This is a genomic window from Bacteroides luti (assembly GCF_900128905.1).
Taxonomy (GTDB): Bacteria; Bacteroidota; Bacteroidia; order Bacteroidales; family Bacteroidaceae; genus Bacteroides; species Bacteroides luti.
Map to the genome: position 1 here is coordinate 1 of NZ_FQTV01000014.1, position 14,846 is coordinate 14,846.

A 14,846-nucleotide genomic window follows, 5' to 3' on the forward strand; every position below is an offset into this window, starting at 1 on the left:
CCGGGCGATGGTAAGGAAGAGACCTATAAAGAAGATATTTTTGTGGGATACCGTTGGGCTGATAAGCAGAAAGCCAAACCATTGTTCAGCTTTGGCCATGGACTGAGTTATACAACCTTTGCTTATGGAAAAGCAGAAATAGACAAATCAAAAATATCTGCAGATGAGCAGCTTACCGTTAGTATAAAAGTTAAAAACACAGGTAAACGTTCCGGTTCGGAAGTTGTTCAACTATACATTAGTGATTTAAAATCCTCTCTTCCTCGTCCGGTAAAAGAGTTGAAAGGCTTTAAGAAGATTCAGCTAAATGCAGGCGAAGAGCAAAAGGTTTCATTTACTATCTCTAAAGAAGAGCTAAGCTTCTTTGATGATGCTAAGCATTCATGGATAGCCGAACCAGGAGTGTTTGAAGCCCTTGTAGGAGCTTCTTATACAGATATCCGATCAAAAGTTTCTTTTGAATTGAAGTAATGATTATTAATGAAAGCAAGCTATAAAGCTGCTTAGAATTGCAGAGAAAAGTAAAATAGCAATAAACTAGTGGTACAAGTTTATATAATAAAAGAATCAAGGGTTATTAGATGTTTTTTCAAGGGTACTAAGATTTTTATTCAGGTTAATTTATTTATTTTACGTACAGCTAAATTATAAAAGGTGTACAGCTTATATAATTAAACTGTACTACTTATTATATTTAGCTGTACTCTATTTAAATATTGTAATCTGAGCCGCTTGTTTAAATTAAGCCATATATTACTTAAACCTTTTTGTAGCATATACTACTTCCATAAATGGAATAAAAAATAGGAGACTGTTTTCGCAGTCTCCTATTTCTATTTAATATTGCAATAATTATTCTAAATAAAATCTATTTATGGAATATCAATGCCGAAAGACCGGGAACATACACTTCTCCGCCATACATTGTTCCTAAGCCATATTGATTAATTATTCCATTCTTGCATACAACGGTGTATTTACCTGGGTCAACTGCAAACTTACGGGGAGCTCTGTCTCCATTCAATGCCACATAAATATCATCCCAGCTATCACCGTTACTATATCCCTTTAAGCGGAAAACAATAAGATTGCTTCCGGCAACCGGAAGGAACTCCATGTTTTTACGGACTAAGTCAGCATTTCCCATGTGGAAGGCTGGATGTGCTTTGCGCATGGCAATAAGTCCTTTATAATAATCAAAAACATCCTTATAAAGCGTCTTATTATTCCAGTTTATTGCATTTACAGCATCGGGGCTTTCAAAGCTGTTATGTACCATTTTCTTATCCCTCATAATTTCTTCACCGGCATATATAAACGGTACACCTTGGGAAGTAAAGACAGCCGTAACAGCTAATTTATCAATTGCGGCAATAACTGCAGGCGAAGCATCTGGCATAGACGATTTTATACGGTCTACCAAACACATATCGTCGTGACAGCTTACATAGCTAATCATCTGAGTGGGTTGCAAAGCCCATGGAGCTTTACTGTAATTAACAGAATCGTTCAGTATCTGCGGATGCTTGATGGCTCCTACCAAACCGAACTTCACACTCATTTCTTTGCGAGAAATACCTGTCATAAAACCACCTTTCTTGTCATCATTGAAAGGTCCGCGAAGACCGTCACGAAGTTCATCACTAAAGGCTGCAATACGCGGCATCTTAGTAATGTTTTCCTTCATTGCCAGTTTTTCTTTTGGTAACTGAGGTTGTTCGGCAGCCCATCCTTCACCATAAATATAGATGCTAGGGTCGACTTTATCCAGAGCTGCACGTATCTGATTCATGGTTTCAATATCGTGAATTCCCATCAAATCGAACCGGAAACCGTCAACATGGTATTCCGTTGCCCAATAAACAACCGATTCAATCATGAACTTACGCATCATTCCTCTTTCGGAAGCCGTTTCATTACCACATCCTGAACCGTTTGCCCACTTACCATTCTTCTTCATGCGATAGAAATAGCCGGGAGCAGTCAGTTCGAAATTGCTGCCTTGAATACTGGAAGTGTGATTATAAACCACGTCCATCACCACACGAATGCCGGCTTTGTGCAGACTTTGTACCATTTTTTTAAATTCAACAATACGTACTGCAGGTTCTTTGGGGTTTGTTGAATAAGAACCCTCGGGTACATTATAGTTTAACGGATCGTATCCCCAATTATATTTATTAGCTTTCAAATTTGATTCATCGATTGATGCAAAATCAAACGATGGCATAAGGTGCACATGGGTAACACCAAGCTCTTTTAAATGATCTATTCCGGTTGCATCACCAGCAGTATTCTTTGTACCTTTCTCAGTCAATGCCAGGAATTTCCCCCGATTCTTTATGCCCGAAGTAGTATCCACCGAAAAATCACGATGATGCATCTCGTACAGAATAATATCGGCGTCACTCTTTAAAGGCGGACGTTGATCGGACGACCATCCTTGTGGATTGGTATCCGCCAAATCTATAACAGCTGCTCGTTTACCGTTCAGTCCCACAGCTTTTGCCATAATACCTGGAGTTTCTCCCAGCCATTTTTCTTTGATCTTCACATTAAATGCATAGAACTTACCTTTAAGGTTCTGGTTTACAGAAGCACTCCAAAGACCATCTTCCTTAGGTTCGAGCGTAACCGACTGATAAGCCGAGCCCTCGTCGCCCGAATCAAATAACATTAATTCCACCTGCTCGGCCGTTGGTGACCAAAGCGTAAAGGTTGTCTGAGAAGGCGTGTAAACCATCTCATTAATAGGTGCCGAAGGAACCGGATATTCATCAAACGATTTATAGGCTCTCTTCTCCGGTGTACAACTCATTGCAAAAATAGCTAATCCCATCAGGACAATTGATTTTAACTTCATAATGGTTGTTTTTTATAAATATCTCACTCTTTATTTTACTCTGTCGGGATTCTTACTAATAAAATCCTTCCAGCCATGATAAGCATTATCCAGCTGAGGACGGCCGGATTGTAGAAAATGACAATAAGCTGCAGCCAGTCCATCCGTAGCATCCATGTAAGGAAGCATATTATCATTGGAAATTCTGAGCATTCTTTGCAGCATATCAGCTACCTGCTCTTTGCTTGCCTTACCGTTACCGGTTATTGCCATCTTAATTTTAAGCGGAGCATATTCGGTTATCGGGATATCCCTTCCAAGAGCAGCTGCCATAGCAACACCTTGTGCACGCCCAAGTTTAAGCATAGACTGCACGTTTTTTCCAAAGAAAGGTGCTTCGATAGCCAACTCATCGGGCAGATAAGCATCAATAATTCCAATTACACGTTCATAGATATGACCCAGTTTAAGATAATGATTTTTATATTTCCGCAAATCGACTATTCCCATGGCAATCATCTCCGGTTTTGTGCCAACAATTTTCAGCACGCCATATCCCATCAGATTGGTACCTGGGTCGATTCCCAGAATAATCTTTTCCTTTACCGGTTTAATCATTCCATTACCTCCAGTAATGTAGGGAATCCAACGACTTTATTTCCGAACATTTTTGTTAGTTCTCCATTCAGCCTGATTCCTATTTCCGTATGCCAACGGTGCAGCAGAGCACTACTTTCCACTTCCCATTGAATAGAAAAGCATTCAGTTGTCTCGTCTCTATGACTCAGCACTCGCAGTAACCTATGATTCTTTAAAATTCCATTATTTTCGGTTTCAGGAACATAAACCTCGTTTATCCAGATAAGAAAGTTACTTAAAACTTCTTCGTCAATATTGTAAGTTGTATTATAAACCAGCATATTCTAATATTCTTTTTGGCAAAGATAGTTTATAATTCGAAATAAATATCTATATTCACACCGTAATTATTGGGGTATTAGCTCATCTGGCTAGAGTGCGACACTGGCAGTGTCGAGGTGATCGGTTCGAGTCCGATATGCTCCACAAGAAAAGGATGTTACAACAACTGTAAATCCAGATCCTTCACAAAGAGAACAGATAAAGTGGCTGAGCTATTAACTGAAGTTGTTTTAAAGTTGCCATTTTGCAACAATCCGGTAACATCTTTCTCATTAAAAATAACTTTTCCAATATGATAACCTTTTTTGGGAGAGATATTAAAAGTAAGCTCTTCACCGGCAGGCACTGTTATTGCTTGTCCACTCAACAGAGTATTGTTTTCACAGAGTACAACTCCCCCTGGATTCTTCTTGATTGTTAAAACATACTCGCTCTCAATTCTTTGTTCTATTACATCCGAAAATTTGCCCCACACTTTATTTGTCATATAAACTGTAGATGAATTCTCGGGCACAATTAGTCTGCAACTTTTTCTATCTACACCTTCCCAAACATCATCCAAAATCATCTGAGGAACTGAGTTGAAATTTTTAATTTCGGATATGCTGCTGCAATTTTTAAAAGCAGAAGGGTTTATTTTTGCAACTTTAGCCGGAAGAGTAATCCTGGTAAGACATGTACAATCGGCAAATGCTTCTTTACCGATGGTAGTTAGCGTAGATGGGAAATTAAGTTGTTTCAAACCTCTGCAATTTTTAAAGGCACAATTTCCTATTGAAACCAATGACAATGGAAGATCAATATTCAACAACTTTTTATTAATAAAAAGAGAATCTGGTATAGTCAGCATCTTAGCCGCACTTAAATTAATAGAAATCAAATTGGGCATATGAGATTTTATCACATGAAAATCATTCTTATCCAGCTTTCCTTCCAGAATAAGGGAATTCACCTTATTAAGAACAACGCCAGCAGCAAATATTTCTGAAGCCAGTGTTCCGGCTTTATCAATATTTAAACGAAGCGCATTCCCATCACCTTCAACAATGGCTTTTCTATTCCAGTAAAAAGCCGACTGATAAAGGTCTCCCGCTCCATCCGGAACATATATTGCAACCACTCTTTTATCCAAAGAACCAGAATGCATAATCGGAGGAGTAGTAGCCTTTATTTTACAGGTTGAAGCACTACAGCCATAAAACGTATCATCACCTAACATAGACAGAGATTTAGGAAGAGTTATACTAGTCAGACTAGAGCAACCATAAAAAGCACAATCACCTATGCTTGTAAGCGCATCAGGAAAAGCCACATCAGTTAAATTAACGCAACCATCAAAAGCATAATTACCAATATTCTTTAGAGTAAAAGGGAACGTTACTTTGGTTAATGACGTACATCCTGAAAAAGCACTAAATTCAATTGAAGTTATTGTGAATGGTAATTTTATTGATTTAAGGGAAGTTTTCCCTCTAAAGTTTCCATCATTACTACTAAAAGCATATCCAGGAATAACATTTGCATTATAATCTAGACTATTAGAAATAACAGTGGTAGCCTCAAGATCAATGTTTGCAAGCGCAGGCATGCTATCTCTCATTGTTTCAAAGTCTCTTTGGTCTATTTTACCAACCAAAGTTAAATTAGTTATAGTTTTTAATTCTTGAGGAGTAAGTAGACTACTCAATTTCCCCGAAGTAGCTATATAAACTGTTTTATTTACTTGTGCACCAAGTGGTAACACAAAAGTTATTTGTACTAAAACAGCAAATAAGTATTTAAAATTAATCATCTTATTATATTCAATATTTCCTTTCTGAAATCAAATAATTTGCAAAACTAATTTATTTAATTGGATAAAAGAAATATTCTTAATCCTTTAACTTAAAAAAGATAGACAAATTTACCAATATAACTAGAGTGAAATTTTAAATACAACCTATTTTCAGGAATAATCCACTATAAAACCCGAATATATACAATTGATATACTGAATATTAAAAGCAAACATATATAAAGTAGAGAACAAACAGCTTAATAGATAAAAGTAGTCTATAAATAATTATATCAATTTCTATTTATACAATAATCCAATAAAAAATATGATTAATCAACATTAAACTTAATAATATGTAATTTATAAATCAATATAACAATCTTTCAAATACACACATTTAAACTCAAATAAAATAAGTTACAAAAATTAATTATTTTATTTACTAAATTATAAATCAAGCTATTAGAGCATTTTTTATTGAATTTCAACAATCGATTTAAGACGTATATCAACTGAAGAGGCACCAACCTCCAATACAACTTTTCCTTTCGTAAGAACAAAAGAATGGTTCTCCTCACTCCAATGCATCAATTCCGTTGCAGCAACCAACAAAGTAACTTCTTTCCGATCTCCTTTTTGGGTTAGTTTTTTTATCGACAATTCATAAAACTATTCATTAAAGTAGATTGTTACATATAAAAATAGTATAAGTAACAGAATCATTTAAATAAAGGAAGAATATAAAATGATATCAGTGATGAGAAAGTTATTACTTCTTGTATTATTCTTGCCGGTTATGGTTTTTGCACAAACAAAACAAGACCTATTCTACCTGATTGATAAATTTCCGGTTAATAAATCAGGAGATGTAAATTTCTGTATAATCGATTCAATTAAAAACTCAAGTAAAGGAGTTATTTATATAAAAGCTATTCAGGCTACTGATTATAGCTTTAAAAATGCGCCATCAACAACTATACCTCTTTATGATGACGTAAATAATATAATAATATATAAAGGAAAGTTTATTCGCATTGACAGAATACAAAAAACATTTTCAACAGTGCTGAATACATACATATATCGTTTTACAATAAAAATTGAATGTATGGATAATGCTTACAAATTAAGTATTTACGATATTTCTGAAAGTGAAGGAGACTTCACAATTATGCTGTCCGACTTGCTTAAAAAAGAATATTACGAGAAGATGAAATTATCTGCCGGTTCATTAAAAGCAAAATACAATTCTATTTTATTCATTTATAACTATCTGACGAGCAAAATTAAATCTGTGCGCGAATATATGCTAAAAGAAAATGTGCAAATAAAAAGCAAACAGCCGGAATAAGATTTTCATTCCGGCTGTCTCTTTTTAATTCGTATATTAAATCTGCTTATTTACTATTCAGAATTACTTTTCCATTCTTTAAATCTTTTGATGTTGCTTCAAGAATAATCTCACCAGCTTTATCTGTTGTTTGAACAATTGCAGTAAGCATTCCATTAAACAAAGTCATCTGAGGTAAATGGAACAAATCCATAGATATAGGATCGCCATTCGCACCGGCACGATAAGTTCCGGCACCTTTCACCTTAATTTTTACCAATTGATTGACATTCGGACAAAGATTTCCATCTTTATCAACCACTTTAACTGTAACATAAGCCAAGTCTTTTCCATTAGCTATTAATGAAGTTCTATCGGCTACCAACTCAATATGATGAGGTTTACCTGCTGTATGAATTTCTTTTTCAGCTACAGCTTTACCATCTTTATCATAAGCTACAACCTTTACAGTTCCCGATTCATATTTAGTATCCATCCACATCAGACGATAACGTTTCTGACGTTTCAGTTCCTTCATAGAAGCATCATCACCACTGTTATCAACAGTAACCGACATATCTTTTGTTCGTTTACCCTGACTTTTACCGTTAATAAATAACTCTGCAGAAGGATAATTGGTATATACAAATATTGGAGTAACCTCTCCTTCACGACCTGCCCAATTCCAGTGAGGAAGAATATGCAAAGTCTCCTTAGTAGGATTCCAATGACTACGATACAGATAATATCTGTCTTTTGGAAGACTGGCAAGATCTACAATTCCAAACAATGAACTATGACTTGGCCAGTTTGTATAATACGGAGTCGGCTCCCCTAGATAATCAAAACCGGTCCATACAAATTCACCCATGCAGTAAGGTAAATCATCATGCTGAATAAAATCATCTTCCGGAAGATTTGACCAGCTACAATATTCCACATCGTATGAAGAAGACTGATGATCATCATATACTGCCATAGCTTTACGCTCAACCGGGAATTTATAAGTACCACGAGAACTTACTGTTGAAGCAGTTTCACTACCTAAAATAAGCTCCTGCGGAAGCTTATCGTAGCTTTCTTTGTATTTAAACGGGCGATAATTAAATCCGGCAACATCCATAATTGCCGCAAAGTTATTATTAACAACAGCTCCCGGATTATCCATTCCTTGAGTAACAGGACGGGTAGGATCTTCGCGATGACAAATATCCTGCAAGAAACGAGCCACCTTAACTCCACCCTTAGAACCTTGTTCAGGAACCTCATTACCAATACTCCACATTACTATACTAGGATTGTTACGGAAATTATGTATCAGATTGACCAAATCCTTTTCAGCCCACTCATCAAACAGATGATTATAGCCATTCTGACATTTAGCAATCTTCCATTCATCGAAAGATTCGGCCATAACCATCATACCCATCTCGTCACAAACCTTAATCTGCTCAGGAGAAGGCATGTTATGGGAAGTACGAATTGCATTACAACCCATATCTTTTAATATTGTAATCTGGCGACGAAGTGCAGCTTCATTTATTGCTGCGCCCAAAGGACCTAAATCATGGTGCAAACAAACACCTTTGAATTTAGTAAGCTTCCCATTCAGAAAGAAACCTTTACCTGGAATAATTTCAATAGAACGAATACCAAATGTTGTAGTATATTCGTCTTTCAAAGAAGATCCATCATAGAGTTTAGAGACAGCCTTGTAAAGATATGGATTTTCAGTATCCCATAACTTTGGTTGATTTACAATTAAGTTCTGTTCAAAAACGTCACCATCATATTTTGAGAGCTTTTCTTCACCTGTTGCTACAACTCTATTATTAGCATCCTTTATTTCAGTAACCAGACGAAAGTTATCAACTTTAGAATCAACGGGACGCACTACCTTAGTCTTTAAATTCACTTTTGCAAATTCAGAAGTAATCTTAGGAGTAGTCAATTGAGTTCCCCAAACAGGAATATGTGCATCTTCTGTAACAATGACATGAACGTTTCTATATAACCCAGCTCCGGGATACCAGCGTGAAGACTCTGTGAGGTTTTCCAAACGAACAGCCAGCAGATTTTCTCCACCTTCAATTAAATAAGGAGTAATATCAAATTTAAAAGAATTATATCCGTATGGCCAATATCCAACTTCCTTTCCATTCAAATAAACACGAGCATGACTCATTGCTCCATCAAAAAGGATTGCAGCCTTTTTACCATTGTTGAATTCGGGCACTTTAAAGTTTATTCTGTACCAACCAACACCAACAAAAGGAAGTCCACCGGTACGTCCCGCATGTTCCATTGCTGCTTTCTGGCCATCTTGTGTAATAGCAACTTTTTGCATATCGTTCTTAGAACTAAACGGACCGTAAATTGCCCAGTCATGTGGTACAACTACAGATTGCCATTTGCTATCATTAAAACCGGTGAGATACGATTCGGGATTGTCTGTTCTTGCAAACTTCCAACCTTTCTCCAATAAGAATTCGGTTCGGGTTTGCGCTGAAATTAAACAAAGAGAACAACACCATACCGACAATAGAAACAAGAGTTTTTTCATAAGTCTTCGTTTTAATTTTATAATTTGAAGCAAAAATAAGAAATAAAAAGGAATACTAAAAGTTAAGATTACCCAATACCAGAATAAACATATAAAATACAAAATAAGACTATATTAAAAAATATATTTCCTTTATTTAATTAAAGTATAATATATTTTTAAAAAGACATCCACACAAATATAAAATTTCACTTTTCATCCGACCAATTTAGATATAAAAACAAGTGATAAAAACGTTCAATTCAGAGATGTCTTTTTTAATAATTTAATAAGGTTAATTCTATTTCAAGACATATATCAACAAAAAAGGCTCCTTGTTCAGAAAAACAAAGAGCCTTCAAATTATAAATAATGTTTTATGGTTTTACTTCCTCTCTACATGGAGCCACAACTACAGAATCGTCAGCTATAGCCTCATCAACAGAAGATTCATCTGTAACACTATCATCAGCAGTATCAACACTTTCCACAGGGATTCTCATTCCGTAGAATGAACGCCATACAAAAACAAGACTTAAAATCAGGAACGGAACAGCTATATACATAGAGTAGTCCATAGCAGGATTCATTTTCATCTCAATACAAATTTCTGTAGCCAGAAGTCCAAATAAAGTAGAGAACTTAATAATTGGATTTAACGAAACAGATGATGTGTCCTTAAACGGATCGCCTACAGTATCGCCAACAACAGCAGCTTCATGAAGCGGAGTATTCTTTGCTTTTAAATCAACCTCAACTACCTTCTTAGCATTATCCCAGCTACCTCCGGCATTTGCCATAAAGATTGCCTGGAACAAACCAAATACAGCAATAGATACCAGATAAGCTACAAAGAAATTAGGATCCATAAATGCAAAAGATAATGTGAGAGAAATCAGTGCAATGAATATGTTCCACATACCTTTCTGGGCATATTGAGTACAAATCTTCACAACCGATTTAGAATCTTCAATATCCGCCTCCTTCTTGCTCATATCAAAATTCTTCTTGATAAACTCAACCGCACGATATGCACCAGTTGTTACAGCTTGCATAGAAGCTCCACTGAACCAGAAAACAACTGCACCACCACAAATAAATCCTAGAATAACAGGTGCATCAGTAAGAGAAAGCTTTAACATTCCCACCTTTTCCAATAACAAAATAATGGAGAAAATCATTGTTGTAGCCCCTACTACAGCTGTACCGATCAGTACTGGTTTAGCAGTAGCCTTAAATGTATTACCAGCCGAATCATTTGCTTCAAGGAAATGCTTTCCTACTTCAAAATCTGGTTTAAAATTAAATTCTTTCTCAATTGATTCACTAATTCCTGGAATTTGTTCTATTTGTGAAAGTTCAAATACAGATTGTGCATTATCAGTTACCGGACCATAACTATCAACCGCAATAGTAACAGGACCCATACATAAGAAACCAAAAGCAACCAATCCAAATGCAAAGATAGAAGCATGAGGACCTAGAATTTCAACCAATCCTTGCTCTGAAGTAAAATATGCAATTGTCATTAAACCAACAATTAGCAAACCTGTCCAGAAAGCACTCAAATAACCAGTAACAATACCTTCAAGTATATTTAAGGATGAGCCACCTTCGCGTGAAGCTGTTACTATTTCCTGCACATGGTTTGATTTTGAACTGGTAAATAACTTAGTAAATTCAGGAATCAACACAGCAGCCAATGTTCCACAACTGATTATGATAGCCAATTTCCACCAAAGAGTTGTATTAGGCAGATCACCTAGCAGCAAATGACTCATAAAGAAACTAACCGAAATACAAAGAATTGCAGCGATCCAAATTAATCGCATAAGCGGGTTCTCAAAGTTGAAATCCTTTTTATTTGCATATAGTTTTTTAGAAATAGCCTGGTTGATAAAAAAAGAACATCCGGAAAGGAAGTCCATCAAAAAACGCATACCAAAAATCCATACTATCAACTTAGCTTGTATTGTAGGATCATTTATAGCCAATGTTATAAATGTGATTAAAGCTACACCAGTTACACCATAAGTTTCAAAGCCATCGGCAGTAGGACCTACACTATCACCTGCATTATCACCAGTACAATCGGCAATAACACCTGGATTACGAGGATCATCTTCTTTAACTTTAAATATAACTTTCATCAAATCCGAACCAATATCTGCAATCTTGGTAAAAATACCACCGGCAATACGCAAAGCACTTGCACCTAAAGATTCACCAATGGCAAATCCAAGGAAACAAATACCGACTCTGTCTCGTGGTACAAACAACAAGATAATCACCATCATCACTAATTCCAGAGAAATAAGGAATAAACCCACACTCATACCGGCTTTCAAAGGAATATTCACCACATCCAGTGGTTTTCCACGTAAAGAAGCGAAAGCAGTACGCGCGTTTGCAAAGGTATTTACACGTATACCATACCATGCCACACAGTAAGATCCGCCCATACCAACAATAGAGAATAGCAGAACCTCCAGAACCACTTCAAGTGGTTTCCCCAATAATCCAAAGAAATATATACATAGAATAGCAGCAACAATAGCAAAAAGCATCAAAAGAAATCTACCTTGCTGCAACAAATAAGTTCGGCATGTTGCATAAATTGTAGCAGCTACTTTTAGCATAGAATCATGAGCCTTTAACTTTTTAATCTGATGGAACAAGATCAAGCTGAATCCCAACGTTCCGACAATAATTAAAGCTCCATAGAAAAGAAAATCCCAAGAGGAGACAGTTCCACCAAAAATGTGGTAAGTACCTTGATGCAGATCAGGTATAGCTAAATCAGCTTCACTCGCCTGCATATTCAAACAAAGTCCAAATAACGAAAACGTTAAAAAGAAAAATTTCATGAGTTTATTCATGGCATTCATTGTTTAAGATTTAAGATTCGTGTTTCAAAAAAACAGCCTAATATACATATTTTTTAATTTAAAGATAACATTTTAATTAAATTTAATTTTTGCCTACATTAGTAAATATTTGTTTATATATCGAATCTATGTTTAACGACATAAAAGCATAAATAAAAAACCGGTCAGGAATTAAAATCCAAACCGGTTACAGTTTTATATATCAGGAAAACTAACTATCATAAAAAGCCTTTCTATAAATAGAAATATTACAGTTACAAATCTGATAGTCTGTAAGTAACAAGAATATTATCAAAAGAAATAAGTATACTACATACTAATCCTGCAAATAATAATCCACAGTTGTTACTACACGAACACTTTTAATATAAGGAGTGTTTGCATCACGATCTACAATAGAGAATTGTCCTTGATTAGCAGTCTTGATTTTTCCCAGTTTACTATCAGAATCCTTGGCAAATTTTTCAGCTGCTATTCGTGCATTTTTAGTTGCGTTCTCTATCATCTGAGGTTTAATTTCATTCAGTTTAGTAAAATCATAAGTCACATTATACCGATAGTCTCCTCCTGTAAGAGCGATACCTTGTTTCAGTAATTCGCTCTGCTCAGCCATCAAGCTTCTTACTTTATCCACTTTTTCAGAAGTGACAGTAATAACGGATGTTATATTGTAACGATATGGAGAAGTGTTATTACCAGTATATCGTTCTGCTTGCATATCTATGATTTCAGGAGCTGAAATGCTAATTTCCTTTTCTGTAATACCTTTTAATTTAAGAAAGTTCACAATAGTATTATTCTTAGCTTTAATATTATTGTAAAGGGTAGGAAGATCATCCCCCAAATCTTTAAACATCAATGGCCATGTAACTTTATTAGCCGGAGCTTCCATTTCAGCTAAACCTTTAACCGAAACGACCCGATCCTTATCTTTAAAATCATTTATACCAGCTCTAATACAAATGCCCAATAAAAATAGTCCAAGTGCCACAATAGCAGCTTCTTTCATCCAATTTTTCATAATTTACATCTTTTTAGTTAGATCTAATATTTTGTCAAACGTAATGAATTGAAATGATATTTCCAAATAAAGAAACATTAAGATTAAGATACATGAATAATTTATTTAATTATATTTGCATATAACTAAACATACTAATTATGAATACAGAATATAATGAACACAACGAAAAAGAGAATTCTGAAATTCAGGTTATGATTGACGAAAATTCTTCAGCCACTAAAAAGTGGAAAAATATAGTGATTGGAGTATTATGTATACTTACTCTATTCTCTGTATGGGCCGGATACCTTATTATAAATGGTTCTCTCACTTATATTACAAATCCACTGAGCATAAATATACTCGATGATGTGGCAATTCTTTGCATCCTGTGGTTTGTTGGTGTATTCATAGCATTGGCTCACAGACTGGGCATACTTGGATTTGGCAAAAAAGAGGTAAAAGAAGATATTTTGCCAGTTACAGACGACGAAACAGAACCGGAAGAAGAAAATAAAAGCAAACTTAAAAAATATCTTTTTCCCGGATTGACTATTTTAGTAATAATACCTGTTATATCGGCAGTAGCATTATACTACATAATATATTTCATCGTATTCCTGTTCCTGGGGATTCTTCCTTATCTGGTAGGGGTAGGTATGATTACAGGATTGATAATCTCCATAATTCGTTTGTCGAGAATGGTATATAAGCCTAAAAGAGCTAAGAAAATAATGACATACTCAACACTGATGATTCTTGCTTACGCATTTGTTATCTTTATGATGTACGAGTTCGATTCAAAGACAAAAGGAAATCAGCCCGGTCCTGCAATTGATCAACAGGAGGTGAGAGATAGTACGCTTGTTAATCAGTAATAAATAACCTCACCACCATCGGATTCAGTAAATTCCCTGAGCAGAGATTGCATGTAATCCACAGCTTCGGCCAATCCTTCACTTCCGCTGTAAGCATTGATTATAGCTAATAACTGAGTTGTTTCAACTGAAAGCTTTGTACGCTCATTATCACTGGTTGGTGTGCCAATTCCGCCAATTGCGTCACGGTAAACAGGTAACCCCTCAATATTAAGCATACCTCTGCCAATGCCTTCGAAAGGTTCATCAGCTTTACCAACACCTAGTTCCACGGTATCTCCTACTATCTTCGAAGCGTCAAAGCCACCTATTGAATATCCGGTGCGGATAGAAACCAGATTTATGAGATCCACCAAGGTATCTATTCTGTAAAGAGGTAAGTCCCTGACAATTCTTCTGCAAAGAGCTTCAGCCGACGGACGATAACGATTTGGGTCCTTACCAAATTTCTTATATGCATTACGCGTTGCAAGAATATGAGGATTATTCTTCACCTCGTCTATCTTGTGAGAAGTCTTGTACTCTGCAGCTACGGCATCTATCTGTTTCCACAAATCCTCGTTGAAAGATGAATTCTTTACCGTTGCAAGTATAGCCGCACCGTTATAATCAGGACAAGCCTTACGGACTTCTTCAGATACTTTGAGAATAAACATCAGATCTTG

Annotated in this window: 12 protein-coding genes and 1 tRNA gene; 4 read left to right on the plus strand and 9 right to left on the minus strand. The window is 35.7% G+C overall.

The genetic code is table 11. The annotated features are described in order from the left end of the window. On the plus strand, window positions 1-471 hold a 471-nt coding region (locus BUC21_RS12515), incomplete at its 5' end, for a fibronectin type III-like domain-contianing protein (RefSeq protein ID WP_175550521.1). A gap of 397 nt (window positions 472-868) precedes the next feature. On the opposite strand, the gene pulA is transcribed toward BUC21_RS12515, so the two are convergent. Genes pulA through BUC21_RS12530 form a run of 3 tightly spaced genes read right to left on the minus strand, consistent with a single transcriptional unit; the run spans window position 869 to window position 3,762 of the window. After that, complete coding sequence (gene pulA / locus BUC21_RS12520) at window positions 869-2,863, minus strand: type I pullulanase (protein WP_073402937.1); 1,995 nt, start codon at window positions 2,861-2,863, stop codon at window positions 869-871. A 30-nt stretch (window positions 2,864-2,893) separates the two neighbouring features. Further along, window positions 2,894-3,460, minus strand: a complete 567-nt coding sequence (ruvC, locus tag BUC21_RS12525; protein WP_073402939.1) for a crossover junction endodeoxyribonuclease RuvC — start codon at window positions 3,458-3,460, stop codon at window positions 2,894-2,896. Further along, window positions 3,457-3,762: a DUF4286 family protein gene (locus tag BUC21_RS12530; RefSeq protein WP_073402941.1), complete on the minus strand. Its 306-nt coding sequence runs from the start codon at window positions 3,760-3,762 to the stop codon at window positions 3,457-3,459. The genes ruvC and BUC21_RS12530 overlap by 4 nt, the downstream gene beginning before the upstream one ends. Before the next feature lie 71 nt (window positions 3,763-3,833). Between BUC21_RS12530 and BUC21_RS12535 the strand changes: the two genes are divergently transcribed. Beyond that, window positions 3,834-3,907 (plus strand) — tRNA-Ala (locus BUC21_RS12535). A 13-nt stretch (window positions 3,908-3,920) separates the two neighbouring features. On the opposite strand, the gene BUC21_RS12540 is transcribed toward BUC21_RS12535, so the two are convergent. Both BUC21_RS12540 and BUC21_RS12545 read right to left on the minus strand, forming a co-directional pair. Next, entirely contained in the window at window positions 3,921-5,555 is a 1,635-nt protein-coding gene (locus BUC21_RS12540; protein WP_073402943.1) for a leucine-rich repeat domain-containing protein, read from the minus strand. A 459-nt stretch (window positions 5,556-6,014) separates the two neighbouring features. Next, the gene (locus BUC21_RS12545; protein WP_073402945.1) at window positions 6,015-6,200 is read right to left on the minus strand and encodes a hypothetical protein; all 186 of its coding nucleotides are present in this window, start codon (window positions 6,198-6,200) and stop codon (window positions 6,015-6,017) included. Between the two features lie 97 nt (window positions 6,201-6,297). On the opposite strand from BUC21_RS12545, the gene BUC21_RS12550 reads away from it, so the two are divergent. Then, the gene (locus tag BUC21_RS12550; protein ID WP_073402946.1) at window positions 6,298-6,891 is read left to right on the plus strand and encodes a DUF4468 domain-containing protein; all 594 of its coding nucleotides are present in this window, start codon (window positions 6,298-6,300) and stop codon (window positions 6,889-6,891) included. Window positions 6,892-6,937: 46 nt separating this feature from the next. On the opposite strand, the gene galB is transcribed toward BUC21_RS12550, so the two are convergent. The 3 genes from galB to BUC21_RS12565 form a co-directional block, all read right to left on the minus strand. Continuing rightward, window positions 6,938-9,433 carry a beta-galactosidase GalB gene (galB, locus tag BUC21_RS12555; protein ID WP_073402948.1) on the minus strand — a complete coding sequence of 832 codons (2,496 nt, stop codon included), beginning with the start codon at window positions 9,431-9,433 and terminating at the stop codon, window positions 6,938-6,940. A 356-nt stretch (window positions 9,434-9,789) separates the two neighbouring features. Continuing rightward, window positions 9,790-12,291, minus strand: a complete 2,502-nt coding sequence (locus BUC21_RS12560) for a sodium-translocating pyrophosphatase (protein WP_083547707.1) — start codon at window positions 12,289-12,291, stop codon at window positions 9,790-9,792. A 325-nt stretch (window positions 12,292-12,616) separates the two neighbouring features. Next, window positions 12,617-13,321, minus strand: coding sequence for an SIMPL domain-containing protein (locus BUC21_RS12565; protein ID WP_073402950.1), 705 nt, complete (start codon window positions 13,319-13,321; stop codon window positions 12,617-12,619). 140 nt (window positions 13,322-13,461) lie between these two features. Here BUC21_RS12565 and BUC21_RS12570 point away from each other — a divergent pair, with 140 nt between their 5' ends. After that, on the plus strand, window positions 13,462-14,181 hold the full coding sequence (locus BUC21_RS12570) for a hypothetical protein (protein ID WP_073402952.1): 720 nt from the start codon (window positions 13,462-13,464) through the stop codon (window positions 14,179-14,181). Here the strand turns inward: BUC21_RS12570 and BUC21_RS12575 are convergent. Beyond that, complete coding sequence (locus BUC21_RS12575; RefSeq protein WP_073402954.1) at window positions 14,175-14,837, minus strand: B3/B4 domain-containing protein; 663 nt, start codon at window positions 14,835-14,837, stop codon at window positions 14,175-14,177. The genes BUC21_RS12570 and BUC21_RS12575 overlap by 7 nt on opposite strands. Window positions 14,838-14,846 lie beyond the last annotated feature (9 nt).